This is a genomic window from uncultured Sunxiuqinia sp. (assembly GCF_947495665.1).
GTDB classification, from domain to species: domain Bacteria; phylum Bacteroidota; class Bacteroidia; order Bacteroidales; family Prolixibacteraceae; genus Sunxiuqinia; species Sunxiuqinia rutila.
Genome location: NZ_CANLZV010000001.1, coordinates 47,243 through 73,375, shown reverse-complemented (window position 1 = coordinate 73,375; position 26,133 = coordinate 47,243). Strand labels below are relative to the sequence as shown.

Sequence of the window (26,133 nt, the reverse complement as noted above, 5' to 3'; positions counted from 1 at the left end):
TTCAAACCTTAGGATTTAGCAACTCATCAGAATTAACAAATTTTATACTTTAAGGTTTTCAAGCTCAAGTTAAAAAATTATCCCCAGATAACATCCCGATGATGCTTGTAGAACACATAAGCAAGCGCCATTCACTAAATACCTGACGCTGAACAAGATTTAATTAAGTGAAAAGAAATCAGAATAGATCAAAATGATACAAAACCAACGCTGATAGATAAAATCGATTCTTTAATTGAGATTTTCGGTGAGTTTTCGAACAATTTTCAAGTTGTCCAAAAACTCTTTGGCAATAACCCGGACAATTGTATAAGCAGGTATGGCCAGAATCATCCCTAAAATTCCGGCAGCGCTTCCAGCAGCCATGATTACCAGAAAAATCTCCAGAGGATGTGCTTTCACACTGCTTGAATAAATTAAAGGCTGAAAAAGAATGTTGTCGATCACCTGCACGATTACAAAAACCAATAGCATCAGCCCCAACAACGGGAAAGTATGCGCCATGAAGTCAGCATTGAGGTTAATCGCAATACCAATGAGCAAGCCCACTGAAGCCCCCATCCACGGGCCCAGGTAAGGAATAACATTAAACAAGCCACAAAACAAGCCAATAACCACCGCATGGCTAAATCCAACCCCAACAATGGTTAATCCTATGGTTACCAAAAAGCCAACCATAGTTACTTCGAAAAGTAAACCAATAAAATAGCGCCGAAGCAAATTATAAATGGAGTGTAAAATGCGTCTCACCTTCTCTTCGTAATCTGAAGGAATCATGAGTAAAATACCATCTCGAAGCATGTTCTCGTCCTTTAGAAAGAAAAAAGTTATGAAGGAAACGGAAAAGAACGCAATAAACAACTCGCCTACCGTTCCGGCTACAAAACCAAAAACATCAGTGAGTTGAGAAAAGTTAACCCGGTCGCCCAACTGAGCCTTTAACAGGGTCATAAAACGACCTTGACTTTCCGGGGCAGCATCTTCGCCCCAAAATTGCATCCATTGCTGAATGGGTTTCTCAATCACGTCAATAACTGAGTTAAAGTCAATGGTTGAAAGCTGTTGAAATTCATTAATTAATAGCGGAATCAAAAATCGAAAAGAGCCGACAAAGAAGACCCAAAGAATAAATAGGGCTAAAAAGGCAGCAACCGAATTGGATATGGAAAAACGCCCGTATTTAAGCCCGCCAAAAAAACGAACCATTGGACGACCGATAAGTGACAGCACCGCCGAGATGAGGATATAAGTTACAAGCGAACTAAAATACCAGAACAAGAAACCAAGTACCAGAACACCGGTTAAAAGTAAAATGGCTCTGGTTTTCCCCTCAACTTTTATCATAAAAAAATCTTTTCTGCAAATATACCGTATTAATTGAAGATTTAAAGGCAAAAGTAAAATTCCCTAACTCCCTCAAAACCTCATAAAATATACTCAAAAGCTCCCATAACAACAGTAGCCATAGGCTAGGAGCCTAACAGCCAGCTCATGCAACCAATCATTTTTTTTAATACTTTTGCTTTTTGAACCAATAACGAATAGAATCTATGTTCAAAGCTTTAATAGTTGATGATGATAAAGCAGACCGCGATCTTTTGAAATATATGCTTCAAAAGCATCCTGACATAACCGATATCCATGAAGCCGACAGCGCAGAATCAGCACTTTTTAAGCTCATAGAAATTCGTCCAAATCTTGTTTTACTCGATCTGGTCATGCCAGGGAAAAGTGGCATGGAATTCATCTCTTTAATTCGGAAAGAAAAGATAGACACCAACATCATAATCATCAGTTCACACCAAAACATGGCCATTGAGGCCATTAAAAACGAGGTCTATGACTTTTTGTTAAAACCTTTAAATCACGAAGAACTCAATACGACCCTGTCAACCATCAAGAAAAAACAATTATCCAGCGCTTCGGTTGAAACGGAATCGCCGGTTTCATCACCTTTACAAGCACCTAAGCTAAGGCTCTCTTCAACATCAAGCTACTCCATTGTTGACCCAAAGGATATTTTATATTGCGAAGCCGAAGGCTCCTACACCAATATCCACCTGGACAATGGCGATATTGAACTGGCCAATTCTTATTTAAAGAAAATTGAAGAATTTCTGGTAAATCATAATTTCTTCAGAATTGGCCGCTCTTACCTGATCAACTTGAATAAACTGCGCAGTGTGAACCGCCATGAAAGCTCCTGCCTGCTCATTGCCCAAAAAAAAGAAGTCAAGCTGTATGGTTCTAAGCGACAAATTCGAGAACTTTGCAGAATAGAGAACATTACCGAATAATGGATAATAAAATCATTACAGCCATCATTATTGACGATGACGAAGAAGCGATATCGTTGCTTGAAATCTATTTAAAAGCATTTCGGGAAGTTCGAGTCATCGACCGAACGATCAATCCCAAGCTAGGCATCAAGTTATTGGTCAAAAAGATGCCCGATTTGGTATTTCTGGATATCGATATGCCTGAAATTAATGGCATTGAAGTGGCTGAAGCCATCCAAAACAATCAACTAACAACTGAAATTGTTTTCACCACTGCCCATAGCAAATACGCCTTCAAAACTCTTGAGGTAAAACCGCTTGACTACTTGGTAAAGCCGTTTGGCCCGGAAGAACTCATCTCGGTTGTTAACCGCTACAAAACCCGGGCTAAGCGCAAAGCTTTGGAGCGTAATATGGAGAACTCCTCCCACAACAACCAGCCGATTCAAAAACTAAAGCTAGCCACCGACTCCGGAGTCATTTTAGTTAACCCGGACGAAATCATGAGCATCAAATCACAGGGAAGCAAGAACTACATCACCTTAACCAATGGAAAGACGGAGCGGGTTATCATGGCCATAACCAGACTTGTTGAATACATCAACTCCCCCAGTTTTGTTAAAGCAAATCGGGACACCTACATCAATCTTCAGTTCTTACGCCGGATTGACCGCAAAAAGAAAATTTGCATTCTAACCCATCAGGATACAGTCATGGAAGAAACTATCAACCGGTCAACCATTTCCTTTTTCGAAAAAATGAACTGCTTTCCGATCAGCTAGCTCCAGCCCTTTTCACTTAAAGAATCCCACATTTTTCTCAAAAAAAAAGACAGCTGAAAACAATCGCTGCTATTAGCGCCTATTGTTTTCAACTGTCTTTCCACAATGCAAAGTCCTGATTTCTATTGAGCCAAAAAGTGTTAATTAACTTTTCAGCAAAGCAAAGTCAAGTACATCCTGAATGGTTTTCACAAAATGAAACTTCAAGCCTTTCAGGTAAACGTCCTTGATTTCTTCCAGGTCCTTTTGATTATCTGCTGACAATAAAATCTCTTTTATTCCGGCACGCTTAGCGGCCAGTATTTTCTCTTTAATTCCACCTACCGGAAGCACTTTTCCCCGCAAGGTAATCTCCCCGGTCATGGCCACATTCTTGCGTACTTTTCGTTTCGTAAGGCTTGATGCCAGCGAGGTAACCATGGTCACTCCTGCCGAAGGGCCATCTTTCGGAATCGCTCCTTCAGGAACGTGGATATGGAAGTTATTTTCGTCAAATAATTTTTGATCAAGCCCCAACTCCTTCCGGTGCGATTTCAGGTATTCCAAAGCCAGCATCGCTGATTCCTTCATCACCTCTCCCAGGTTTCCGGTTAGTGTCAAGCCACCTTTGCCGGTGCTCAGGCTCGATTCAACAAATAAAATTTCGCCGCCGTGTGCCGTCCAAGCCAGTCCGGTCACTACCCCCGGAATTTCATTCCCCTGGTAGCTTTCGCGGGTGTATTCCACCACGCCCAGATACTCCCGAACATCATCTTTAGTCAGCTTCTTGTTAAAAGGCTCTTCAAAAGCGATTTTCTTGGCAATGCGTCGCACCACTTTGGCCAGCTTTTTATCCAGCTCACGAACTCCCGATTCGCGTGTATAATTTTCAACAATGTATTCCAATACCTCTTTTGAAAAACTCACCTGGCTTTTCTTCACCCCATGATTTTCCAGTTGTTTCGGAATCAAGTGTCTTTTAGCAATCTCTATTTTTTCTTCTACAATGTAGCCATTCACATCAATCAGCTCCAGGCGGTCGCGCAGCGGGGCAGCAATTGTGCTCAACGTATTGGCCGTGGCAACAAACATGACATTCGACAAGTCGTAATCCAGTTCCACATAGTTGTCATGAAACTCGCTGTTTTGCTCCGGATCGAGCACTTCCAGCAAGGCCGATGCGGGATCTCCGTGAAAATCGCTGGAAACCTTATCCAGCTCATCCAAAATAAAAACCGGGTTCGATGTTTTTGCTTTCTTAATGTTCTGAAGAATGCGTCCGGGCATGGCACCAATATATGTTTTCCGGTGTCCACGGATTTCAGCTTCATCGTGCAATCCCCCCAAACTCATTCGGATGTATTGACGATTCAACGCACGCGCGATTGATTTTCCCAAAGATGTTTTTCCAACCCCGGGAGGACCGTACAAACACAAAATCGGCGCTTTCATATCCTTCTTCAGCTTCAGCACAGCCAAGTGCTCAAGTATTCGTTCCTTCACCTTCTCCAACCCGTAGTGATCTTCATTCAGCACTTCTTCGGCATGCTTCAGATCAAAATTATCTTCGGTATATTCATTCCAAGGCAAATCAAGCAGGGTCTGGCAGTATGAAAACTGAACCGAATATTCGCCTGCTGCCGGATTTAAACGATGAAGTTTGTTCACCTCCTTGTCAAAAAACTTCGCGACTTCTTCGCTCCATTTTTTGTTCTTGGCCGCCTCTTTCATCTCGTTTACTTCCTGCTCAATCGGATTACCACCCAATTCATCCTGAATGGTTTTCATTTGCTGATTCAGCAAAAACTCACGCTGCTGCTGATCTAGGTCCGTCTTTACTTTGGATTGAATATCATGCTTCAACTCCAGCATCTGAACTTCTTTCACCAAGTAGGAAATGGCCTGAATTCCGCGTTCGCGAACGTCGGCAATCTCCAGTAGATTCTGTTTTTCGTCTACACTTAAGTCAGTGTTCGAACAAATAAAATTGATCAGAAATGTGGAGTTTTCAATATTTTTTACAGCAAAAGTAGCTTCCGGCGGAACATTACTTGAGTACTGTGCCACCTTGATGGACAAGTCTTTCAACGAGCTAACAACCGCATTGAATTCAACATTATTCTCTTTGGGAAGTATTTCATCCAACAAAGTAACCTGAGCCCGGAAGTATGGAAATTCTTCCAAATAGTTGGCCACTTCAAAACGACGTTTTCCTTGAATGATAACAGAAGTTGAGCCATCCGGCATTTCCAGAATTTTCAGAATCTGGGCAACCGTTCCAACCTGGTATAAATCCTTTTGATCAGGATCATCAATGCTTCCGTCAATCTGCGTAACAGTTCCCAATAATTTATCGCCCCGAAAAACATCTTGTATTAATTTCAATGATTTTTGCCTTCCGACCGTAATCGGAATCACCACACCGGGAAACAAAACCGTGTTCCGAAGCGGTAAAATTGGCAGTATTTCGGGAGCCTGAAAGTTCTTCAGTTCTTCTTCTGATCCATCTGCGATGATCGGAATAATTTCTGCATCATCATCTCCCATTCCTGTAAAAAGCATATTTCCAAATGATTGTCCTCTATTTTTTCCCATTGTATCTCTTTCTGTATCGTTGTGTCAATCTGGCGCAATGCCACCCTCCATAAATATGGTCTGTTGTAAGTCAATAGCCATGCCAAGAAAACTTGGCTTTCTTAAAAACGACGAAATGGAGCTGTTTCCTCAAAAACATGGCTTAGAATTTCCTCATCTACCCGTGTCAGTGTTTTATTGCGGCGCTCCATTACCCGCCCTGCAGTATTGAAAACGGTTTTTAGCGGATGAAGTTTAAACCCTCCCGGTCCACCATCAGCAAAAGAAGGGACAAACTGCCGGGGAAAACCTGAGCCATGAATATTGCAGCCTACGCCAACCACGGTTCCAGTATTGAACATGGCATTAATGCCGGCTTTGGAATGATCTCCCATAATCACCCCGCCAAACTGCAAACCTGTTTTCATAAACCGCTGAGAGCGATAGTTCCAAATTCTTATTTGTTCGTAGCTATTTTTCAAGTTGGAAACATTGGTTCCAGCCCCCAGGTTACACCACTCACCCAAAACGGAATGGCCCAAAAATCCGTCATGTCCTTTATTGGAAAATCCCATTAAAATCGACTGACTAATTTCACCTCCTACTTTACAATTTGGTCCAATCGTAGTTGCGCCGTAAATTTTGCTTCCCATATTCACGGTAGCCTGACTTCCCAAAGCAAAAGGACCACGAATCAAACTACCTTCCATCACTTCGGCATCGCGCCCCAAAAAAACCGGGCCATCAGTGGCGTTGATCGTAGCAAATTCCATTTTCACGCCAGGCTCGGCAAAAATATTCTCCGGATGAATCAGCTGATTGGTCAGACTAATTGGTTCCGACTCGCGGTTAGCTGTCAGCAAATCAAAATCCTGCTGCAACTGACTCGCATTAATCCGTATTAAATCCCATGAATATTGAACAAGCTCCAACGGTTCCGAATATTCAGTCCATTGAACATTGGCTTCATTGGCCAGATAGGCAGCGAGCAAAGTCTCATCCAATCGTGCAGCCACCGGATACCCCTGGTAAGAAATTCCGCAACCGTTATTCAGCAGACGCACTTGCTCAATTAAACGCTTGGTGGGACATACATTGCCCATGATAAGCCAATTATCCGAGGCCAAACGCATCGGAAATTTGGTCTGTAAATATGCTTCGGTTTTCCACGAATAGGTGCCTGCCAGGCGCTGTTCCCACTTTTCCCGAATCGTCAAAATTCCAGTTCGAAGTTCTGAAACAGGGCGCGTAAAGCAAAGCGGCAGAAGGTCTTGGCGTGCCTGCCCGTCATATAAAATGATATTCATCTTGAGGTTTTTGCAAAAATAAGGCAAAAAAAAAGCTTCGCAAAAAGCGAAGCTTGTATATCGAATAATTCTTCAATTATTTCTTTTTATTATCCATGTGTTTTTTATACCGGTTCATGAATTTGTCAACACGCCCTGCGGTATCAACCAGCTTCATTTTACCCGTGTAAAATGGATGGGAACTACTTGAGATCTCCACTTTTACCAATGGATACTCAACGCCGTCAACCACTTCTGTTTCTTTTGTGTTAACGGTTGATTTAGTCAAATAAACCTGGCCATTTGACATATCTTTAAACGCAACTATGCGATAATTTTCCGGATGTATTTCTTTTTTCATTGCTGATTCTTTTTTCAACATTATTTCAATCGGGTTGCAAAGATAAGTACTGTTTCTTATTTTCCAAAGAAATTTCTCTTTTTATTGCTCTTTTTCAGCTCCTATAATAGGAGCCCGTTCAAAAGGTTTATTCCTGTCGAACAAATAACGCATGGTATGGTGCGTTTTTACGTGCTTACCACCCACAGACTCATACAGGGAAACAATCTTTGGATTGAAGTCGCCCGCCCATGAAAGCTCGACTTCGGTGTACTGCGGCTTATTTTTCATCAGTTTATCCTGATGCCAGAAAATAGCCGACTCAATTCCTGAGCGCTGGTACTTGGGCGTAACCCCCATGATGAGAATCCGGGTACGTGTAATTACTTTTTTCTTCTTGTAATACAAGAACTTCAACATGTTGATGAAATTCAGCTTCCCGTTTAGTTTTTGCAGAATCTGATTAATGTCAGGCACCATCACAAACAAGGCGATGGGCTCATCGTCATGGTAAGCAAACCAAATCATTTCGGGGTCAAGTACCGCTTTCGAATCCTGAATAAAATCGCGTAAATCCTGCGGATCCAGCGGATTGAAATGCTCATGAAAACGCCAGGCTTCATCATAGATATAACAAAAATCCTGAATGAACTTCTCGGCATTGTTGTAGTCGAAATGCTTAAAATTGTAGCCCGGCTTTTGCGCTACCCAGCCAGCAATTTTCCAAAAGCGCTCTGGAAAAGGAACAGAATAATCCAAGTGATAGCTGAACTGCTTAAAGTAGAGCTTGAATCCGTAGTTCTCGAACAACTTCTGGTAGTAATTGGCATTGTATGGCATACCATAGCCTTGAGGCATAAATCCGTCAACCAGCAAGCCCCAGTTCATGTAGTTCTCACCAAAATTAACGGGGCCATCCATGGCTTCCATACCTCTCTCCTTCAGCCAGTCGCGAGCCGTATCAAACAACAAACCGGCGACTTCCTGGTCGTCAACACACTCAAAAAAACCACACCCCCCCGTAGGCTGTTCAAAGGTTTTGGCTTTATCGTAATTAATGAAAGCCGCGATTCGGCCAAGAGGTGTTCCGGCTTCATTGACAATCACCCATCGTTCGGCTTCTCCGTTTTTAAACGAAGGATTCTTTTCCGGGTTGAACGTATTTTCCACCATTCCCTGAATAGGGGCAGCCCAGTTCGGATCGTTTTTATAAATAAGGTGTGGCAGCTGGTGAAACTGCTTTTTAGTTGCTGAACTATTAACTGTGTATAATTGCATGTTTTGGTTCCTAGTTTTGGTGACAAGATACAATAAAAATAAATCTCAGATACTAAATTTCGTTAGTCCACAATGATTGATGAACGCTTAAACTCTTTCTCCCTGTCAAATAAATAGCGTAGTGTGAGATGCGTCTTCATTTTTTTCCCACCAACGGCCTCGAAAATAGAAATCATTTTAGGGTTGAAGTCCCCCACCCAACTCAGTTCCATTTCGTCATACCAGTCTTTTTTTAGCAATACCTGACGAAGCTGGTAAAAAATGGCCGATTCAATGCCTGATTTTTGAAACTCCGGCACAACCCCCATCACCAGCACGCGGCAACGGTTAATTACCTTTTTCCGTTTCAAATAGAGCATCCGAAGCAATTTTAACAAATTCATTTTTCCGCTCGGGAAATACTTAACCAACTGATTAACGTCGGGAATCATCATAAAAAAAGCAATTGGCTTACCATCGCGATACACAAACCAGATAAATTCTTCTTCAAGTATCAATTTCGACTGACTAATCATGTCGCGCAAGTCCTGCCGGTCAATCTGCTTGTAGTTATCATGCTTATTCCAGGCCTTATCATAAATCTCGATGAAGTCGGTGATGTACTTTTCACGCTTTTTAAACCGGAAGTGCTCAAACTTGTAGCCCGGCTTTTTAGACATCCAGGCAGCGATTTTCCAAAAACGCTCTGGCAGATCAGGGCTGGTAATGTTCAAATGATAGCTGAATTGCTGGTAATAGGTTTGAAAACCATAATTTTCCCACAACTGCTGGTAATAACGCGGATGATAGTTCATGCCATAACTTTGCTGCATAAACCCATCGACCAGCAAGCCCCAGTTGAAAAAGTTTTCTCCCAAATTAATCGGACCATCCATGGCCTCCATCCCTTCGCTTTCAAGCCATGCCTTGGCAGTATCAAACAAGGTATTTGCGACTTCCTGATCATCAATGCTCTCAAAAAAGCCAACGCCCCCGGTCAATTGGTCGAACTGACCAGCATAGCCAGAAGTATGAAAAGCAGCAATACGCCCAACCAACTCATCGTTTTTATACAAAACCCATCTGCAGGCATTCCCTTTTTTTAGCGCGTTGTTCTTTTTAAGATTAAACACATCTTCCACCATCATGCGTAATGGTGGAACCCAATTTTTGTCGTCCTTGTAAATTATGTATGGAAGTTGATGAAAAGCATCAACCTGCCTTTTGTCCTCTACCTTTACTAACTGCATTTACCTTTATCTTGATTTTTTAAGAGCACCGAAAATAATACTTATCAAAAGAAAATAAAAACAGGGACCGAAGTCCCTGCCTGTTGATATTTTTTTCTGTTTAATCGCGACTTGCCAATTTGGATAGCAACCTCAAAATTTCGATGTACAACCACACCAGGGTTACCATGAGTCCAAAAGCACCATACCACTCCATAATTTTGGGAGCCTGTGCGTCGGCACCTCGCTGAATAAAATCAAAATCCAGAATCAGGTTCAATGCAGCAATACCGACCACAACCAGGCTAAACCCGATGCTAAACATGCTGTTCCCGTGTAGAAAGCCAATGTTTGCGCCAAACAAGCCAGCAATAAAACTGATGAAATAAATTAAAGCAATACCGCCTGTTGCTCCAACAATGGCCATTCGGAACTTCCCGGTAGCGCGGATTTTACCTGAGCGAAATAAAAAGAGCATAATGAAAAACACACCGAAGGTCAATGCCACAGCGCGCATCACCATTCCCGGAAATTGCATTTCAAAAAAGGCAGACAGTCCGCCCAGAAAAAGTCCTTCAAAAACAGCATAAATGGGAGCTGTAATATTGGAATAACGGGGACTAAAAACGGTTATCAAAGCCACAATAAATCCACCAATACCTCCACCAATCAACCAGGGAGAAACAACCGAGAAGGCACCTTCTGCCGATCCGTATTCCAAAGCTCCAAAAAACTTCCGCCAGGTAAACGTGGCAGCAAAGGCCAATATTAAGAACATCAAGCCCGTCTTATTTACGGTTCCCTCAACTGTCATCACATCCGTCTGAACGCCGGTTTGCACCTTGCTAAACACCGAGTTCGACAATGCAGGGTTCGATGATTTTGTCAAATTCATAATTCGTTATTTAAATTGTTTCCTCACTTACTATAAAAACTGTACCAAATTTTATGTATGCTGCCAATTTGTACAAATTGGGATACGACTAAAAAACTACAGCTCGGCAATATCTTCCAACAACAAGGCAGCCATTTTACGTGCCTGCTCCTCTTCAGCTTCCCGGGCTTGCTCCAGAAAAGAACGGCACGCATCACTCAGCTTATCGCTTCGGTTAATCAAAAGCGTCATGCTCCGGTAGAATACCTGTCCCAGTTCCGGATCCTTAATCAAAGGCTGAATCACCTCAAAGAAAGGCTCAAACATTTCATCAATAGCCTGCTTATCCACCATTGCCAGGCGCCCCATCAGCTGTAAGCCGGTATAGCGAACCAAGTGCTTTTTTCCACGACACCATTCCAACGCCTTAATGTAGGCGAACTTGGAATACACAAAAAGGTTGGCAACTGCCTGTTCGGCTATTTCCGTTGTCACAAAACCTTTGGTCCAAAAATCGAGCTGTTCCTCTGTCACTTTTTCCGGTTCGTCCAGGAGCGTTGCCAAAATCATACTCTCACGCCACTGTTTGTTCCAAAGTTTCAGTGCCAGCAAGTGGTTCTTCTCATAGTTTTTGGCAAGTTCGCGCAACGAAATCACAGAGGCACCCCAGTTTATTCGATACTGCAAGCCCATGCGCTTCATCTGGACCACAGTTGCACCGTTCTTCAGGCCTCTGATTTTCGCCAAAATCTCCATAAATTGTTTATCCACTACCGGATCGTCAAGAAGTATGTCCATAGTTCAAAATTTCAAATTCGTTCGCACAAAAGTTGAATGAGCAAAAATAGCGAATAGATTAGCTGCCTGAAACTATTCAGCCACTTTATTACCGGGATGTTAAATCCGATTGCGGCTTAGAGGGGAAAAGGAAAAACCAGAAAATCAATCACGAAATAACTGACAACAAAGACAAAGCTATAGCCAAGATACAGTCGAACAGGAACATATTGAGACATTCCGACATGAAGCTTCTTCCTGACTAAATAAACCAACACGATACGTTCAAACAAATTGGCAAACAGCGTAGCATAGGCCACGCCAATCACCCCCACATGCTGAACCAGAATAACACTCAGCCCAACATTCACCACAATTTCACCCAACGACACCAAAAAGAAGACACCTGTGATTTGTCGTCCAATCAAAATGGTTTGCGGAAAAATCAAACGCAAGGTAATCAACAGCAGATAAACGTTGAATATCTTTGCACTTAAAGCATATTCCGGGGTGAACACTACAGGAAAAAGCAAATTTGAGCATGCCAACACAACAAGTGTCAGAGGAAAAAGAAAATGCATCAAGCGTGCTGAACTTGCTTTCAGTTTTGCCAACGCTTCAGCTAAAGACAACCGCCCAAAGTGCGGAATCATACCATGACTCAAGGCATTGGCCATAATGATAACCAAGGGGAAATCACGTGCCCCATAACGAAAAACAGCGAACATTTCCGGATTGTAAAAATGCGACACAATGGCACCGTCAATATACTGTCCGGAGCCACTCAGTAAGGAACTCCCAATTAACGGATAGGCCAACTTAAAGTGACGCTTTAAAAATGGCCATGACAAAGAAAAACAAGCATGGCGTTTCAATACGCCTAATAGAAACACAAAACGAAGTCCGCTAACCAATACCAAAGCCTGAATAGCATAAACAATTGGCCATCCGGCCAAAGGCGGAAGAACAACCAACACGAACTGCACCCCATAAGAAACCAATCCATAAGCAATAATTGCATGGGGTTTATTCTTTTTCAGAAAAAGATATTCAATAAAATTTGAAGGCGCCCCAAAAAAGAGATAAGCCAGTAACCAGTTGAAAAACGGTATTTCAGCATTCCCGTTAAGCACAACCTGAAACTGCTGCTTGAAGATCAGCAAAAATAAAACGGCCAGGGCACTGAATCCCAGTAAAAGCACAAAGCTATTGAAGTAAAGCACAGACGCACTTTCTCTGGCGTCCGCTTCCTGCTCCTGATCGTCCAATGCCAGAAAAGTTTGTAACACCCCCCGAAGCCAAAAGAAGGAAAGCGCACCAGCAATAAATAAAAAGGATTCGTACTGCCCAATTTCCTGCCTGGGATAAAAACGCACCAAAACCACCCCGATCAGCAGCAAAACGGCAAACCGCAGCATTTGAATAAACTGCAAACTGGAAATTGTTGTAATGTATTTTCGTGAAAAAATCATGTATTCATCGCTTTAAGCCGCAATAAGTCAACGGCATTCCTCTGCGCGCTTTGTAAACATACGTATTAATAGTTAAGGACAAAGTCAACAAACGGCTACCGCTTGCACTCCTCCCCGACCATGCTGACTTCACCCCAAAATCCCTTTCCAACCAGATCGTATGCCAACTCAGAACCAGGCTGGCCAACAACCCACAAAACTACCATTTTCAAAAATTCAATTTAATTGCTGAAACGGGGCTTCAAGATACACATAAAACAAAACCAGCAAAGTAACGAAGCTGACCTCCTTACTGATCACTGCAATGCTTTATTCAGACACGAAAAAAAACAGCTTAAAACTCAGCGAAACAAACTTAAAATTAAAGATAAAACGATGCGAAACAACTCATTAACAGAAAGTAAACTTATAATTTAGAGCGATTACAAATTACGTCACAATTCACTAAATATCAGAATAAAAGAAAGCAAACGCCAAGTCAAAATCGAACTCAAAAGCCCCAAACATCTACAAACCAACACATATCAATAGCTTAATTTGTAAATATCGATATATTTGCATGTAAGGAAAGAACATTAGTTCAACGAATTTGACTCACATTAAACCTTACGCTCATGAAAGTCATGTATAAAAACATACTTTTTATCATCCTGGCAGTCATCACTGCTCTTGTTCTGGTTAATGTACTTCACAAACAACCATCGTACAACCTAAAACTGGAAACGTTAAAGCAGGAATATGCCATCAAGCCAACGCCTTCTGTTGACCACAGCAAACTTCCGGCCTTGCAGAAAAAGTTCAACACACCACAGGAAGTAACCGAGGCCTGTATTTCATGCCATACGGAAACCCACAAAGAAATTATGAACTCCTCACACTGGAACTGGGAGCGCCTTTCGTATGTTGAAGGGCGGGGTATTTCGGCATCCGGGAAAAACACCGTCCTTAATAATTTCTGCATCGGCTCCAACTCCAACCAACAAGCCTGTGCTGCCTGCCACATTGGCTTTGGCATGAATGATAATCACTTCGACTACAACAATGCCCTGAATGTGGACTGTATGGTTTGCCACGACAACAGCGAGGAATACAAAAAAGGTTCCTCCATGGCAGGTTATCCCGACCGAACGGTTAACCTCGAAAAAGTAGCCCAGTCCGTAGGTATTCCGGAACGAAACAATTGTGGCTCCTGTCACTTCTTCAGTGGTGGTGGCAACAATGTAAAACACGGCGATCTCGAAGTGGCTCAACTGTCAACCACTCGCGAAGTGGACGTTCACATGGCAGTAAACGGCATGAACATGAGCTGCGTGGACTGCCACACTGCCGAAAACCACCAAATCAAAGGAAAACTCTATTCTGTATCAACAAGCAATACCGACCGGGCCACCTGCGAGCAATGCCACACCAGCACCCCGCACTTCAGCCACGTGCTCAACCGGCATGGATCAAAAGTGTCGTGCCAGACCTGCCATATTCCGGAGTACGCCAAAGTTAATGCGACCAAAATGGCCTGGAAATGGTCGGAAGCCGGCAAACTTAAAGATGGTCAACCCTACTCCGAAGAAGACTCCATTGGCAATCACCGGTACCTCTCTATTAAAGGATCATTTAAATGGGAGAAAAATGTCAAGCCCGACTACGTTTGGTTCAACGGAACAGCTGACCAATACCACTTGGGCGACAGTATCACAACACTGCCGCTACAAATCAACACCCTGAATGGCTCCTACAACGACAAAAACGCAAAAATTATCCCGGTAAAAATTCATGTGGGTGACCAAATCTTCGATAAAAAATACAAACGACTAATTCAACCCAAACTCTACGCAGCCAACCAAGGCGACAGTGCTTTTTGGAAAGATTTTGACTGGGAAAAAGCTGCCGCTGCCGGAATGCACGACGTAGGCTTACCTTTTAGTGGCGACTATGGCTTTGTGGAAACCGAAATGTACTGGCCAGTCAACCACATGGTAGCTCCAAAAGAACAGGCACTGAGCTGCGTGGAATGCCACTCCCGCAACGGAAGGCTGGCCGAACTTACAGGCTTTTACATGCCCGGACGTGACCGAAACAAAACACTTGATACGGCAGGGACATGGCTGATCGTGCTGGCCCTGATCGCAGTCATTGGTCATGGATTGATGCGAATACTGACGAACATCATAAAGAACAACTACGAAAAACAGGTCATTGATTATGACAAACCCGACATAACCGATTAAGCCAACACAGTTATACGTTCATTTTACAATTAACTTATCAAGCTATGCGAAAAATATATATTTATAAAGGGTTTGAACGCTTCTGGCACTGGACACAAGCCTCGCTGATCATGTTTCTGGCCCTAACCGGTTTTGAAGTGCACGGAACATTTGAAATCTTTGGATTTGAAAAAGCAGTCCAATTCCACCGGGCAGCCTCGTGGATGCTCATCGGCCTGATTGTGTTTGCCATCTTCTGGCACATCACCACTGGCGAATGGAAGCAATACATTCCAACCACCCAAAAGCTCAAAGAACAAATTCTCTATTACCTGTCGGGAATTTTTAAAGGCGAAAAACACCCAACAACCAAAACGGAACTCAGCAAGCTAAACCCTTTGCAGCGCATCGTCTACCTCAGTTTCAAAGTTATTTTGATTCCAATGACAATTATTTCCGGCGTCTTCTACATGCTTTACAAAACCATCGACCAGAATAACCTGGTGGTTGTTGAAGAGTACCCGTTGGAAAGTATTGCGTTTTGGCATACTCTGGGAGCAATTCTGCTAATGGTTTTTCTGATTGTTCATGTTTACATGACAACAACCGGCGAAACCCCTACCTCTAACATCAAAGCCATGCTAACCGGCTACGAAGATTTGGAAGATTCCGAAACAACGAATGAATCACCTAAAACAATTTAATACAATGAAAGCCAAACCATACATGAATCCTTACCTTGCCGGCTTCCTTCTGGGGCTGGTTCTGCTAACTACTATTTACATTACCGGTCGTGGACTGGGAGCCAGCGGCGGTGTAAAAAGTGTTGTTCTCACACTCATCTCAGATGTTGCGCCAACTCACACGGCCAATACGCCCTACCTGGCCAACTACGCTGAAACTCATCCTGGAGGACCATTGAAAGACTGGCTGTTCTTTGAAATCGTCGGCGTACTTATCGGGGCCTTCCTTTCGGGAGTCATCAGCAACCGCATGGGTTTAAAACTTGAGCGTGGACCAAGAATCACGAACCGCACCCGAATTGTTGCGGCAATCATTGGTGGCTTTTTGTTTGGGCTGGGCTCTCAATTGGGACGAGGATGCACCAGCGGGGCAGCCTTGAGTGGCATGGGTGTCATGTCACTGGGAGGCATCATCACCATGCTGGCCATTTTCGGAACCGGTTACTTTTTCGCCTATTTTTTCCGCAAACTCTGGCTCTAGCCTTTAATTCAATCATTCAGAAAACCAATTATTCATAGATTATGGGACCACTAGTACCTTATCTTATCAGCAACGAATTTAACTTGATGATCGCCTTACTTGCAGGCATCGGCTTTGGTTTTGTTTTGGAACAAGCGGGTTTTTCATCCACCAAGAAACTGGCAGGACTTTTCTACGGTTATGATTTCACCGTTTTGAAAGTCTTTTTCACGGCTGGAGTTACAGCCATGATCGGCGTAATTCTTTTCGCGCACTGGGGCATACTCGACCTGAGCCTGATCTACATCAACCCGACCTTCCTATGGTCTGCCTTATTGGGTGGTGCCATCATGGGCCTTGGATTTATAATTGGCGGCTTTTGCCCCGGAACCAGCATTTGCGCGGCCGCCATTGGCAAACTGGACGGTGTAGCCTTTGTATTTGGCTCGGCCCTCGGCATTGTGGCTTTTGCCGAAAGCTTCCCTTTGTTTGAAAACATTTACCTGGCCGAAAACTGGGGACCTTTACTCATCAACGAAGAACTAGGCTTGTCAAAACCGTTTTTTGCCTTGCTGCTTACCGCCGTGGCGCTTGCCGCCTTCTACCTGACACACCTGATTGAAAACAAAGTTACCCGGCGCCCAACCGAAGTTACCCCCAAAAAACGAATCAACTATGCGCTTGCCGGGGTTCTCGGATTTTTCCTGATTGGCATTGTCGGGTTCACTCCCTCCAAGGAAGAGATTGTTGAACAGCGGGTAAGCTCACCCAAACGTCATGCTTCTTATGTGTTTAATGAAGTAACTTCAGATCAGCTGGCTTTTGAAATCGCGAATAATTTTCACCAGATCAATATTATCGACGTCCGATCGCCCGCAGAGTTCGAAGCCTATCACCTTCCACTGGCCATCAACATTCCGGCAGAGGAAATTATGGATCGGAAATGGCAAAAGATTTTTCAGCAGCGCATTAAATCCAATTATTTCTATGCCGACACCGACAGCCTCGCCAAAAAGGCGTATTTATTATCGAACTACGCCGGACGGTCAAGCAATTTTCTATTGAAGGATTCGCCAGAGAATTTCAGAAAGCTTTACACCAACCTGACGCCTCCGCAGGCTAATGCCTCCAAAGAAGTCACAAATACTTATCAATACAGGAAAAAACTGGCGCAGGACATGGATAAGCTGGTCGAAGCCATGAGCAACCTCAACAAACCGGTAGAGATAAAAACAGTGGCTGCCAAAGGCGGATGCTAAAGACAAGAACCTATCTTTATACGCTTACAGGAAACCGAAGACCTCGGTTTAGTACAAACAAAAAAGGTGAATCAATTGATTCACCTTTTTTGTTTAGCTGTTTCTTCAACTTCAGGCAGAACAAAAGAATCGAAAAAGGGGTAACATGCCTGGTAATCGCAGCCTATTTTCCATCCGTTTTCGTTCGCACCTAGTAATTTTTCACATTTTCGAACTGAATCCAAAAAGTCGAATAAAAATGCAGAAAACATTCGCCTGAAAACAGAAAAACAAATAAGCAATTGTTTACCAAGACCTTCGATCAAACCTCCTTCTTCCCCATCCCTGACACATCATTGCTGATTACTTCAGGAAGGAAAAAAAAGAGCATTTTTTTGCTCAAAAAAATCGCTTTTTTGTTTCAGGAGAAATAAAAATGCTATATTTGCACCCGCTAACGAATAGCAACGATGTCTAAAGCATCGAAACATGGTGGTTGTAGCTCAGTTGGTTAGAGCACTGGATTGTGGTTCCAGGGGTCGTGGGTTCAAATCCCATCATCCACCCATCTAAAACCCAAATAATTGAATGTCAATTGTTTGGGTTTTTTCTTTTCTACCCGCCACATCAATTAACACAATCAGTCAACCCGAAACTCCACCAACACCAAACAAAAGCTATTTTGCGAACCAGAACCCCTCCTGACTCCACTCCAAAAACTCTCCATTTTAACCAAACTGATTTTACAACCAAAAACACTTCCACCATCATGAAGTCCCAAAAAAAAGACTTTATTATAAGCTAAAAATTAATTACGAATAATACAGGGAAGAATTTAGAGACTCGATTTCACCAAAGCCATTTATGAATTACCCATGAAATTGAGACAGCACTAAAAAAACAAAAGCCTCACAAGTTATTTACTTGCAAGGCCTTCTGTCTTACTTGGTGACTCAGCTGGGGTTCGAACCCAGGACCCCATCCTTAAAAGGGATGTGCTCTACCAGCTGAGCTACTGAGTCATCATGTGTAGTGCCTTTTTGTTTTAAAGGCGTTGCAAAAGTATGCTTTTGAACCTAAAATGCAAAACATTTTCTCATTATTTTTTCAAAAAAAAGCACCCTCCAAAAACAAACCAAAGGGTATGAGAAACTTAGACGACAATAAAAATTTCAAAAAAAATGCTTCCTCTCTGAATAAGTATTTCACTCCATAGGAGATTTAGTAAATAAACTTACATTTGTTTGAAAAAATCCCTGTAAATGACTTTTGAAGGTTACTTTGTTATTGCTGTTATTGTCTTAATGATAATAGCACTCATCAACGACTGGATGCGCCCCGGTTTGTTGGTTTTTTCTGCACTGGTAGTACTAATGGCAGCAGGGGTTGTTTCCTCCACTGAAAGTCTGGCCGGCTTTTCAAACAAAGGGATGCTTACGGTAGCCGTTTTGTTTTTGGTCAGCGAGGGGGTTCGCCAAACCGGAGCGCTAAACATTGTTGCACGGGCCTTTCTTCCCAAACGCCGCGGTAAAATGCCAGTCACCCTCGCTAAAATTCTGGTTCCAGTATCATTTATTTCAGCTTTTTTAAACAATACACCTGTTGTCATCATTTTCGCACCAATGATCAAAAACTGGGCTGAAAAGATGAATCTCTCACCTCAGAAATTCTTGATTCCACTTTCTTATGCAACCATCCTCGGAGGCATGTGTACTTTGATTGGAACATCGACTAACCTGGTCGTGCATGGTTTAATGCTGGAGAATGGATTTGATGGTCTATTTATGTTTGAGCTGGGAAAAGTTGGAATCTGGATTGCCTTAGCTGGTTTTTTCTACCTTTCCTTTGTGGGACACCGTTTGCTTCCCGGGAAAAAAGACAACAACAAACGCGACAGCCTGGACTACAAAGAATATTTTCTGGATGCTACGCTTCCGTCCAACAGTTCGCTGGTGGGTGAAGAAATCACCAACGGGCGCAGCCACCAACTGAAAAACATTATTATCCACTCCATTCAACGCGGCAAAGAAACGCTGGACACCCGCAAAGGAAAGTTCGTGCTGCAACAAGACGACAAGCTTGTAATTGCGGTAAAATCGGAAGTCTTAGAAAACCTGATTCCTCAGCGAAAACTGGAATTCAAGGCACTAAAAGGATTTGGGAAATTTTACAAGAGTACCGACATCAAACAGATTGAAGCAGTTATTGCTCCCCGCTTCCCTGGTATTAATCAAACCGTGGATGAATTTGACTTTTTAAACCACTACCAGGCCGAAGTGCTGGCCGTATATCGCAATGGCGAAACAATTTCAACCAATGTTGGCTCCTTCCGCATGAAAGCCGGCGACAGCCTGGTGCTGTTAACCAACGAAAATTTCATTAAAAACTGGGGAGAATCTACCGGATTCTACCTGACCTCGTTTATTGGCGAAATCCCTCCTCCCCGATACAAAGGGCAACGCTTGCTGGCCATCTTGCTTGTTTTGTTCATGATTGTTGGGGCAACAGTAGGCCGCTACCTCCCTGAAGTTGGAGGCAATCGGCTGGACATGTTTTACTTTGCAGCGATTGTAGCCGTTCTGATGGCCTGGATCAATGTGCTGCCCAACCGAAAATACACCAAAGCCATTTCGTGGGACGTACTGATAACCATTGCCTGCGCGTTTGGTGTAAGCAAGGCCCTTCAGAACTCCGGAGCAGCCGATGCCATTGCCAATACTGCCATCAACTTTTCCAAATCGTTTGGCCCTTTAGGGGTTTTAATCACCATTTACCTGATCACCACTGTTTTCACCGAAATAATTACAAACAACGCAGCGGCGGCACTTGTATTTCCGATTGCCTTTTCAGCGGCCAATCAACTTGGGGTCGATCCCAAACCCTTTTTCATTGCCATCTGTATTGCTGCTTCAGCAAGCTTTTCGTCACCAATTGGCTACCAAACCAATTTACTGGTTCAGGGCTTAGGAAACTATAAGTTTGGGGACTACACCAAAGTTGGACTCCCCTTAAACATTGTCGCTTTCATTATGTCAATTATTCTTATCCCCATCATCTGGCCGTTCTAAATAAGAGGAATAAGAGTTAATACCTACTAGAATTAACGCAGAATAACCTATTTTTGTCCCCCTAATTAGTTTTCACAAATTTGCTTGATGCAAATTGCGCTTTAAAAATCCTAATCATGAATAAATATACTCTGACCCACTTGCGTGAATTAGAGGCTGAGGCCATTCACATCATTCGTGAAGTGGCAGCCGAATTTGAAAATCCCGTCATGCTGTATTCCATCGGGAAAGACTCATCCGTAATGGTTCGCTTGGCCGAAAAAGCTTTCTACCCCGGAAAAGTTCCTTTTCCGCTCATGCACATTGACTCCAAATGGAAGTTTAAGGAAATGGTCGAATTCCGCGACAATTACGCCAAGGAAAATGGCTGGGACCTGATTGTTCATTACAACAAGGAAGGATTTGAAAGCGGCGTAGGCCCATTTACACACGGAAGTAAAGTGCACACCGATGTGATGAAGACACAGGCGCTACTGGAAGGCCTTTCAAAATATAAGTTTGACGCCGCCTTTGGAGGTGCTCGTCGCGACGAAGAAAAATCGCGTGCCAAAGAGCGAATCTTCTCTTTCCGTGATAAATTTCACCAATGGGATCCCAAAAACCAACGTCCGGAGCTATGGGACATTTACAACGCCAAAGTACATAAAGGAGAGTCGATTCGCGTGTTCCCGATTTCGAACTGGACTGAACTCGACATCTGGCAGTACATCCGCCTGGAAAATATCCCCATCGTTCCTTTGTATTATGCCAAAGAACGCCCCATTGTTGAAGTGGACGGCAACCTGATTATGGTTGACGATGAGCGCATGCCTAAAGAACTGGTAGAAAAAGCAGAAATGCGAAAAGTTCGTTTCCGGACACTTGGCTGTTACCCACTCACCGGAGCAATTGATTCAGAAGCCGATAATATTGAGAAAATTGTTGAAGAAATGATGACGGTGACTGTTTCCGAGCGAACTACCCGTGTGATCGACTTTGACCAGGAAGGTAGTATGGAGCAAAAAAAGCGCGAAGGTTACTTCTAGACTTCAACAGAGTGCAACAACCAACAACGCTGAAAATTGATTTAAAACTTTGAACATGACACAACCCATAGATATAAAGGCTTTTCTTGATCAGGACGAAAAGAAGGACCTATTACGCTTATTGACCGCAGGTTCGGTTGATGACGGAAAATCGACCTTGATTGGCCGGTTACTTTTTGACAGTAAACGACTTTATGAAGACCAGCTTGCCGCACTGCAGCGCGACAGCAAGCGCGTGGGACATGCCGGCGAAGACATTGACTACGCCTTATTGCTTGACGGTTTGAAAGCCGAACGCGAACAAGGAATTACCATTGATGTTGCCTACCGTTACTTTTCAACCAACAAACGGAAATTCATTATTGCCGACACCCCTGGACACGAGCAATATACGCGCAACATGGTAACAGGTGCATCAACGGCCAATTTGGCCATTATTCTGATTGATGCCACCAAAGGCGTGATTACTCAAACCCGGCGTCATACCTTCCTGGTTTCGCTACTGGGCATTAAACACGTGGTGCTGGCAGTGAACAAGATGGACTTGGTTGATTTTGACCAGCAAGTATTTAATGACATTTGTGAAGAATATAAAAACTTTGTGGCCCAGCTCGACATTCCGGATGTCACCTACATTCCACTCTCCGCGCTAAAAGGAGATAATGTGGTTGATCACTCCGAGCGTATGCCTTGGTACAAAGGCATGGCCATGCTCGAGTTCCTGGAATCGGTTCATATCAGCTCCGACCGCAACTTCGATGATTTGCGCTACCCCGTACAATATGTGCTGCGTCCAGACCGTGATTTCCGGGGATTTTCAACCCGGATTGCATCCGGAATCGTCCGCAAAGGAGAAGAAATTATGGTACTTCCCTCCCGGAAGAAATCAACCATCAAAAGCATCACGACTTACGATGGCGAGCTGGATGAAGCATTCCCACCTCAAGCCGTTACCATCACCTTAAATGATGAAGTCGATGTTTCACGAGGCGATATGATTGTCTATCCTGACAACCTGCCCCGCATTGAGCGTCACTTTGAAGCCACGGTAGTGTGGATGGATGAAAAGCCTATGGATCCGTCAATCCAGTTTTTTATCAAACACGCCAACAACAGCACCAAAGTCCGTATTGATAAAATCAAATACAAAACCGATGTCAACACGCTTCAAAAATCAGAAGTTGATTTTCTGGAGTTGAATGAGATTGGACGTGCCGTGCTGACCACCAATAAACCGCTGTTTTTTGATCCTTACAAGAAAAACAAAAACACCGGTTCATTTGTATTGATTCATCCAGTAACCAATAACACAGTTGCGGTTGGAATGATTATCGACAAACTGAGCCCAGATGACCTGCCCTCAAAAATCAGCGACCAACACCGGGAACTGATTCGCAAAGGACAAGGCCTGGTTTCTGATAGCGAATATCAAACCCGCTACAATCAAAAAGGAGCAACCCTTTGGGTAACCGGATTGCATGGCTCTGGAAAGAATGAGTTTGCATTCAGCCTCGAAAAGCAATTGTTCGACATGGGAGCTACCGTCGTTCTGCTCGATGGAAGTTCGGTGCGTTCAGGCCTTTCAAAAGAGCTGGACTACTCACCTACCGATCGTGCCGAGCACCTGCGTCGTGTAGCCGAAGTTTGCCGCTTACTCAACGACCAAGGCATCATTACCATCTGTTCCTTTATTTCGCCCGATCAGGCCATCCGGAAACAAGTAACCGATATTATCGGAGAAGACCGTTTCCACTTGTTCCTGATGGATGCTTCGATGGAATTCTGCAAAAAGAATAAACCTGAATTTTATGCCGATGAGACCATCAAATATGTTCCAGGAGTAGACCTTCCGTTTGAAACACCGGAGGACGCTGCCTTGAAACTTGATCCGACAAACAACGGTAAAAACCCGGACCTGGTCATTGAATACATTCGTGAAAATTCAATTTTCCCGCTCCATTAATACAAGTTGTACAAGATAGCCAAGGGGAATCTCAATATGAGGTTCCCTTTTTTTATCCGTGCCACCCTAGAAGAAATCAAACACAATACAAAAGATAAGTATTCGTTAAATAGAATGAAAGGCTTAAACATTTTGTAAAAGCCCCTGTTTCATAAAAATGACAGCAACTGGAGCGTAGGTTTAAAACATGAGTCAGCAACTGGATCAAAAAGGATTGCAGAAGCGCTTTAAGCTCCTGTTAGGATTTTTCCGACAAACAACTCTTTTTTTTGGTCAGTGTATATACCACATTGATAACCAAAACTACTGTTTCAATAACTCCTGGCTATAACCAATTGACAATTAAGAATAAATGTATGAAATTAGCTTACCAATAGAATTCAACATGACGCCTGCAGAGAGGTTCTATAAATATTTCAACCGAGCGTATGGTTATTCGGAAGGCGATGTGCCATCTGATAAAAAAAATGCGTTCATCGAAGAGTTCATCAATCAAATTCCTGAAATAATGGATGAACTCGAAACCCATCTGCTTAAGCATGAAATCCATGAATTCTATATTAAAGTTAAAAACCTGAAATACCTCAGCGAATACAGTGAAGAGTTTAACCGTTACTGGCTTTTGCTAAGATCGGTTTCGGGCGGTTTGAACCGGGTACTTGAAAACCCAAGCAAAGAACACATTGCCAACGTTTATATCTATTACTTCAGCCGCTATGGGGGTCGCCGAAAACTACGCGATGAAAATTGGTTTGAAGGGCATCGGTGGGAGTTCCTGGATAAGCTCTCCAAAATTTCAACGGATGATGAACTGAATGATTTTATCTTGGAGAAAATTGATGACCTCAGCTCCTATTTTCAGCTGTATAAAAAAGAATTAAGTTTCTTTATACAGGAATTGAAAAAACTTGTAAGCTAGTCTTCGCTTCACTACTTGCCACTTTCGATTGGGAAAAAACACCACTCCAAAACCAACTTCACACCTTCACAAATCCGAGCCTCCCTTCCCTGTTTTTTTATGTAAGATTCATTATCTTGTCCTTCAAAATAATCAAACATGAAAAAACAATACAACTGGGCCATTTTAGGCTGTGGAAAAATTGCACGAAAATTTGCTGAAGACTTAAAACTGCTTCCCAATGCCAAGCTTTATGCCGCGGCTTCACGAAGTTTGAATCGCGCTCAGGAGTTTGCCAGCCAATTGGGATTTGAGAAAGCCTATGGAAGCTACAACGAACTGGTTGAAGATCCACAGGTAGACATCGTTTATATTGCCACTCCACACTCTCACCATCACGAGCATGCGCTTTTGTGCCTGACACACCAAAAAGCTGTATTGTGCGAAAAAGCCTTTGCCATGAACGCACGCGAAGCTCGGGAAATGATCGACTGCGCCAAGCGAAACAATACCTTTTTGATGGAAGCTTTCTGGACCCGCTTTCAACCCGGTTTCCTGAAAGCCATGGAAATTCTTCAATCCGGAAAGCTGGGCCAATTAAAGATGGTACGCTCTGACTTTGCATTCAATGCAGAAAAAAATGCAGACCTGCGCTTGTACAATATTGACCTGGGCGGAGGATCACTACTTGATATTGGCATCTATCCGGTTTTTGCAGCTCTTATGACCTTAGGTAAACCGGAAACCATCCAAACACTCCCCCAATTTAGCTTTACCAATAGCGAAGAATCCATTCTCATGAGTTTCAAATACGCCAATGGAGCCATGGCTTCGCTGGTTTCGAGCTTTGCCTCGCATTCCTCCATCCAATCCGAATTTTGGTGCGAGAAAGGCTACCTGCGCCTTAACCGACGCTGGTTTGCCAATGCCCAAATTTGTATTTGGCAACAAGGCATGGAGCATGAAGAACCTGTGGAAGTACCTCCAATCGAAGGAAAAGGCTATCAGTTTGAAGCGGCACATGTGATGAAATGCCTGGATGAAGGAAGAATTGAAAGTGACATGATGACCTTCGCCATTACGCTTGACTTAATGGACACGCTGGATCGGGTGCGAGCTGATGCCGGTATTGTTTATCCCCAACATGATTTCCCGGCAAACCAGCAGGCCTAACAGCTTGTTATAAAAAAAACAAAACAGTGCTACCTGCTGCTGGCCTTGAACTGATCCACAGTCAGCAGCAGGTAGCACATTTGATGAAGATTTACCAGGCCTGTTTGCAGACATATTAACATTATTTAAAGAAAAAATTAAGCCATTCACCGATAATTCTTCCAAACATTAAGTAAAAAAGTATAATTTTGGTTGTATCAAGAAATAAGCTATGAAATTAATCATCCTCACATCTTCTATTTTTTACTTATTAGGACTGAAATTGACGCATCAGGTCGAAATTGAACAGCCATTCACCACCGATACCGTAATCAGTGCACCAGCAGAAGCACCTCAGCTTCCCAAGCTGGAAAAACCGGAAGAAAAGCCACAGATCAATGAGGACAAAGCTGATACCTTAAGAAGCACTGGTTCAAATGAAAAAACAGCTCCCTGGTTTCCTTTCCTTGAAGATTTAGAAACTCCTGAGCTTTAATACGTCTTCTGTTCCTAACAAATTTGTTTCCCAAAAT

General features: G+C 43.2%; 21 protein-coding genes and 2 tRNA genes. 13 read left to right on the top strand and 10 right to left on the bottom strand.

The features are described 5' to 3' along the window. Nucleotides 1–231 precede the first annotated feature (231 nt). On the bottom strand, nt 232–1,344 hold the full coding sequence (locus tag Q1A18_RS00280) for an AI-2E family transporter (RefSeq protein WP_299576145.1): 1,113 nt from the start codon (nt 1,342–1,344) through the stop codon (nt 232–234). Nucleotides 1,345–1,550: 206 nt separating this feature from the next. Between Q1A18_RS00280 and Q1A18_RS00275 the strand changes: the two genes are divergently transcribed. Then, nucleotides 1,551–2,297, top strand: a complete 747-nt coding sequence (locus Q1A18_RS00275; protein WP_299576143.1) for a LytTR family DNA-binding domain-containing protein — start codon at nt 1,551–1,553, stop codon at nt 2,295–2,297. After that, a complete protein-coding gene (locus Q1A18_RS00270) occupies nt 2,297–3,061 on the top strand; it encodes a LytTR family DNA-binding domain-containing protein (RefSeq protein WP_299576141.1) in 765 nt (254 codons plus the stop codon). The genes Q1A18_RS00275 and Q1A18_RS00270 overlap by 1 nt, the downstream gene beginning before the upstream one ends. 144 nt (nt 3,062–3,205) lie before the next feature. Here Q1A18_RS00270 and lon read toward each other — a convergent pair whose 3' ends face one another. From lon to Q1A18_RS00230, 8 genes are all read right to left on the bottom strand, one after another. After that, on the bottom strand, nt 3,206–5,635 hold the full coding sequence (gene lon, locus Q1A18_RS00265; protein WP_299576139.1) for an endopeptidase La: 2,430 nt from the start codon (nt 5,633–5,635) through the stop codon (nt 3,206–3,208). A gap of 101 nt (nt 5,636–5,736) precedes the next feature. Next, complete coding sequence (locus tag Q1A18_RS00260; protein WP_299576137.1) at nt 5,737–6,921, bottom strand: GlmU family protein; 1,185 nt, start codon at nt 6,919–6,921, stop codon at nt 5,737–5,739. A gap of 76 nt (nt 6,922–6,997) precedes the next feature. Beyond that, nucleotides 6,998–7,261: a type B 50S ribosomal protein L31 gene (locus tag Q1A18_RS00255; RefSeq protein WP_299576135.1), complete on the bottom strand. Its 264-nt coding sequence runs from the start codon at nt 7,259–7,261 to the stop codon at nt 6,998–7,000. 81 nt (nt 7,262–7,342) lie between these two features. Beyond that, the gene (locus Q1A18_RS00250) at nt 7,343–8,518 is read right to left on the bottom strand and encodes a GNAT family N-acetyltransferase (protein WP_299576133.1); all 1,176 of its coding nucleotides are present in this window, start codon (nt 8,516–8,518) and stop codon (nt 7,343–7,345) included. Nucleotides 8,519–8,580: 62 nt separating this feature from the next. Further along, the gene (locus Q1A18_RS00245) at nt 8,581–9,747 is read right to left on the bottom strand and encodes a GNAT family N-acetyltransferase (RefSeq protein ID WP_299576131.1); all 1,167 of its coding nucleotides are present in this window, start codon (nt 9,745–9,747) and stop codon (nt 8,581–8,583) included. A gap of 100 nt (nt 9,748–9,847) precedes the next feature. Continuing rightward, nucleotides 9,848–10,621: a Bax inhibitor-1/YccA family protein gene (locus tag Q1A18_RS00240; protein ID WP_299576129.1), complete on the bottom strand. Its 774-nt coding sequence runs from the start codon at nt 10,619–10,621 to the stop codon at nt 9,848–9,850. Nucleotides 10,622–10,717: 96 nt separating this feature from the next. Then, entirely contained in the window at nt 10,718–11,398 is a 681-nt protein-coding gene (locus Q1A18_RS00235) for a DNA alkylation repair protein (RefSeq protein WP_299576127.1), read from the bottom strand. 116 nt (nt 11,399–11,514) lie between these two features. Further along, nucleotides 11,515–12,849, bottom strand: a complete 1,335-nt coding sequence (locus tag Q1A18_RS00230) for an oligosaccharide flippase family protein (protein ID WP_299576125.1) — start codon at nt 12,847–12,849, stop codon at nt 11,515–11,517. A 614-nt stretch (nt 12,850–13,463) separates the two neighbouring features. Between Q1A18_RS00230 and Q1A18_RS00225 the strand changes: the two genes are divergently transcribed. The 5 genes from Q1A18_RS00225 (at nt 13,464) to Q1A18_RS00205 (ending at nt 18,060) form a co-directional block, all read left to right on the top strand. Further along, entirely contained in the window at nt 13,464–15,074 is a 1,611-nt protein-coding gene (locus Q1A18_RS00225; RefSeq protein WP_299576123.1) for a tetrathionate reductase family octaheme c-type cytochrome, read from the top strand. 44 nt (nt 15,075–15,118) lie between these two features. Further along, nucleotides 15,119–15,757: a cytochrome b/b6 domain-containing protein gene (locus tag Q1A18_RS00220; protein ID WP_299576120.1), complete on the top strand. Its 639-nt coding sequence runs from the start codon at nt 15,119–15,121 to the stop codon at nt 15,755–15,757. Between the two features lie 4 nt (nt 15,758–15,761). After that, a complete protein-coding gene (locus tag Q1A18_RS00215) occupies nt 15,762–16,277 on the top strand; it encodes a YeeE/YedE thiosulfate transporter family protein (protein WP_299576118.1) in 516 nt (171 codons plus the stop codon). A gap of 41 nt (nt 16,278–16,318) precedes the next feature. Beyond that, on the top strand, nt 16,319–17,515 hold the full coding sequence (locus Q1A18_RS00210; RefSeq protein WP_299576116.1) for a YeeE/YedE thiosulfate transporter family protein: 1,197 nt from the start codon (nt 16,319–16,321) through the stop codon (nt 17,513–17,515). A 471-nt stretch (nt 17,516–17,986) separates the two neighbouring features. Beyond that, nucleotides 17,987–18,060, top strand: a tRNA-His gene (locus Q1A18_RS00205). Between the two features lie 380 nt (nt 18,061–18,440). On the opposite strand, the gene Q1A18_RS00200 is transcribed toward Q1A18_RS00205, so the two are convergent. Next, nucleotides 18,441–18,516 (bottom strand) — tRNA-Lys (locus tag Q1A18_RS00200). 240 nt (nt 18,517–18,756) lie between these two features. On the opposite strand from Q1A18_RS00200, the gene Q1A18_RS00195 reads away from it, so the two are divergent. From Q1A18_RS00195 to Q1A18_RS00170, 6 genes are all read left to right on the top strand, one after another. After that, the gene (locus Q1A18_RS00195; RefSeq protein WP_299576114.1) at nt 18,757–20,562 is read left to right on the top strand and encodes an SLC13 family permease; all 1,806 of its coding nucleotides are present in this window, start codon (nt 18,757–18,759) and stop codon (nt 20,560–20,562) included. A 113-nt stretch (nt 20,563–20,675) separates the two neighbouring features. Then, a complete protein-coding gene (cysD, locus tag Q1A18_RS00190) occupies nt 20,676–21,587 on the top strand; it encodes a sulfate adenylyltransferase subunit CysD (RefSeq protein WP_363322860.1) in 912 nt (303 codons plus the stop codon). Between the two features lie 55 nt (nt 21,588–21,642). Further along, nucleotides 21,643–23,550 (top strand): sulfate adenylyltransferase subunit CysN, encoded by a 1,908-nt coding sequence (gene cysN, locus Q1A18_RS00185; protein WP_299576110.1) that lies wholly within the window; start codon nt 21,643–21,645, stop codon nt 23,548–23,550. A gap of 385 nt (nt 23,551–23,935) precedes the next feature. Then, entirely contained in the window at nt 23,936–24,469 is a 534-nt protein-coding gene (locus Q1A18_RS00180; protein ID WP_299576108.1) for a hypothetical protein, read from the top strand. A gap of 138 nt (nt 24,470–24,607) precedes the next feature. After that, complete coding sequence (locus Q1A18_RS00175) at nt 24,608–25,621, top strand: Gfo/Idh/MocA family oxidoreductase (RefSeq protein WP_299576106.1); 1,014 nt, start codon at nt 24,608–24,610, stop codon at nt 25,619–25,621. Between the two features lie 211 nt (nt 25,622–25,832). Next, complete coding sequence (locus Q1A18_RS00170) at nt 25,833–26,096, top strand: hypothetical protein (protein ID WP_299576104.1); 264 nt, start codon at nt 25,833–25,835, stop codon at nt 26,094–26,096. Nucleotides 26,097–26,133: the final 37 nt, after the last annotated feature.

What these genes read in the sequence shown, in the direction of transcription:
- Q1A18_RS00275 (WP_299576143.1), top strand. Translation starts at nt 1,551, where the DNA reads ATGTTCAAAGCTTTAATAGTTGATGATGATAAAGCAGACCGCGATCTT.
- Q1A18_RS00170 (WP_299576104.1), top strand. Translation starts at nt 25,833, where the DNA reads ATGAAATTAATCATCCTCACATCTTCTATTTTTTACTTATTAGGACTG.
- Q1A18_RS00280 (WP_299576145.1), bottom strand. Translation starts at nt 1,344, where the DNA reads ATGATAAAAGTTGAGGGGAAAACCAGAGCCATTTTACTTTTAACCGGT.
- Q1A18_RS00195 (WP_299576114.1), top strand. Translation starts at nt 18,757, where the DNA reads ATGACTTTTGAAGGTTACTTTGTTATTGCTGTTATTGTCTTAATGATA.
- Q1A18_RS00220 (WP_299576120.1), top strand. Translation starts at nt 15,119, where the DNA reads ATGCGAAAAATATATATTTATAAAGGGTTTGAACGCTTCTGGCACTGG.
- Q1A18_RS00240 (WP_299576129.1), bottom strand. Translation starts at nt 10,621, where the DNA reads ATGAATTTGACAAAATCATCGAACCCTGCATTGTCGAACTCGGTGTTT.
- Q1A18_RS00255 (WP_299576135.1), bottom strand. Translation starts at nt 7,261, where the DNA reads ATGAAAAAAGAAATACATCCGGAAAATTATCGCATAGTTGCGTTTAAA.
- Q1A18_RS00215 (WP_299576118.1), top strand. Translation starts at nt 15,762, where the DNA reads ATGAAAGCCAAACCATACATGAATCCTTACCTTGCCGGCTTCCTTCTG.
- Q1A18_RS00260 (WP_299576137.1), bottom strand. Translation starts at nt 6,921, where the DNA reads ATGAATATCATTTTATATGACGGGCAGGCACGCCAAGACCTTCTGCCG.
- Q1A18_RS00270 (WP_299576141.1), top strand. Translation starts at nt 2,297, where the DNA reads ATGGATAATAAAATCATTACAGCCATCATTATTGACGATGACGAAGAA.
- Q1A18_RS00225 (WP_299576123.1), top strand. Translation starts at nt 13,464, where the DNA reads ATGAAAGTCATGTATAAAAACATACTTTTTATCATCCTGGCAGTCATC.
- Q1A18_RS00245 (WP_299576131.1), bottom strand. Translation starts at nt 9,747, where the DNA reads ATGCAGTTAGTAAAGGTAGAGGACAAAAGGCAGGTTGATGCTTTTCAT.
- Q1A18_RS00250 (WP_299576133.1), bottom strand. Translation starts at nt 8,518, where the DNA reads ATGCAATTATACACAGTTAATAGTTCAGCAACTAAAAAGCAGTTTCAC.
- Q1A18_RS00210 (WP_299576116.1), top strand. Translation starts at nt 16,319, where the DNA reads ATGGGACCACTAGTACCTTATCTTATCAGCAACGAATTTAACTTGATG.
- Q1A18_RS00175 (WP_299576106.1), top strand. Translation starts at nt 24,608, where the DNA reads ATGAAAAAACAATACAACTGGGCCATTTTAGGCTGTGGAAAAATTGCA.
- Q1A18_RS00230 (WP_299576125.1), bottom strand. Translation starts at nt 12,849, where the DNA reads ATGATTTTTTCACGAAAATACATTACAACAATTTCCAGTTTGCAGTTT.
- Q1A18_RS00180 (WP_299576108.1), top strand. Translation starts at nt 23,936, where the DNA reads ATGACGCCTGCAGAGAGGTTCTATAAATATTTCAACCGAGCGTATGGT.
- Q1A18_RS00235 (WP_299576127.1), bottom strand. Translation starts at nt 11,398, where the DNA reads ATGGACATACTTCTTGACGATCCGGTAGTGGATAAACAATTTATGGAG.
- lon (WP_299576139.1), bottom strand. Translation starts at nt 5,635, where the DNA reads ATGGGAAAAAATAGAGGACAATCATTTGGAAATATGCTTTTTACAGGA.
- cysN (WP_299576110.1), top strand. Translation starts at nt 21,643, where the DNA reads ATGACACAACCCATAGATATAAAGGCTTTTCTTGATCAGGACGAAAAG.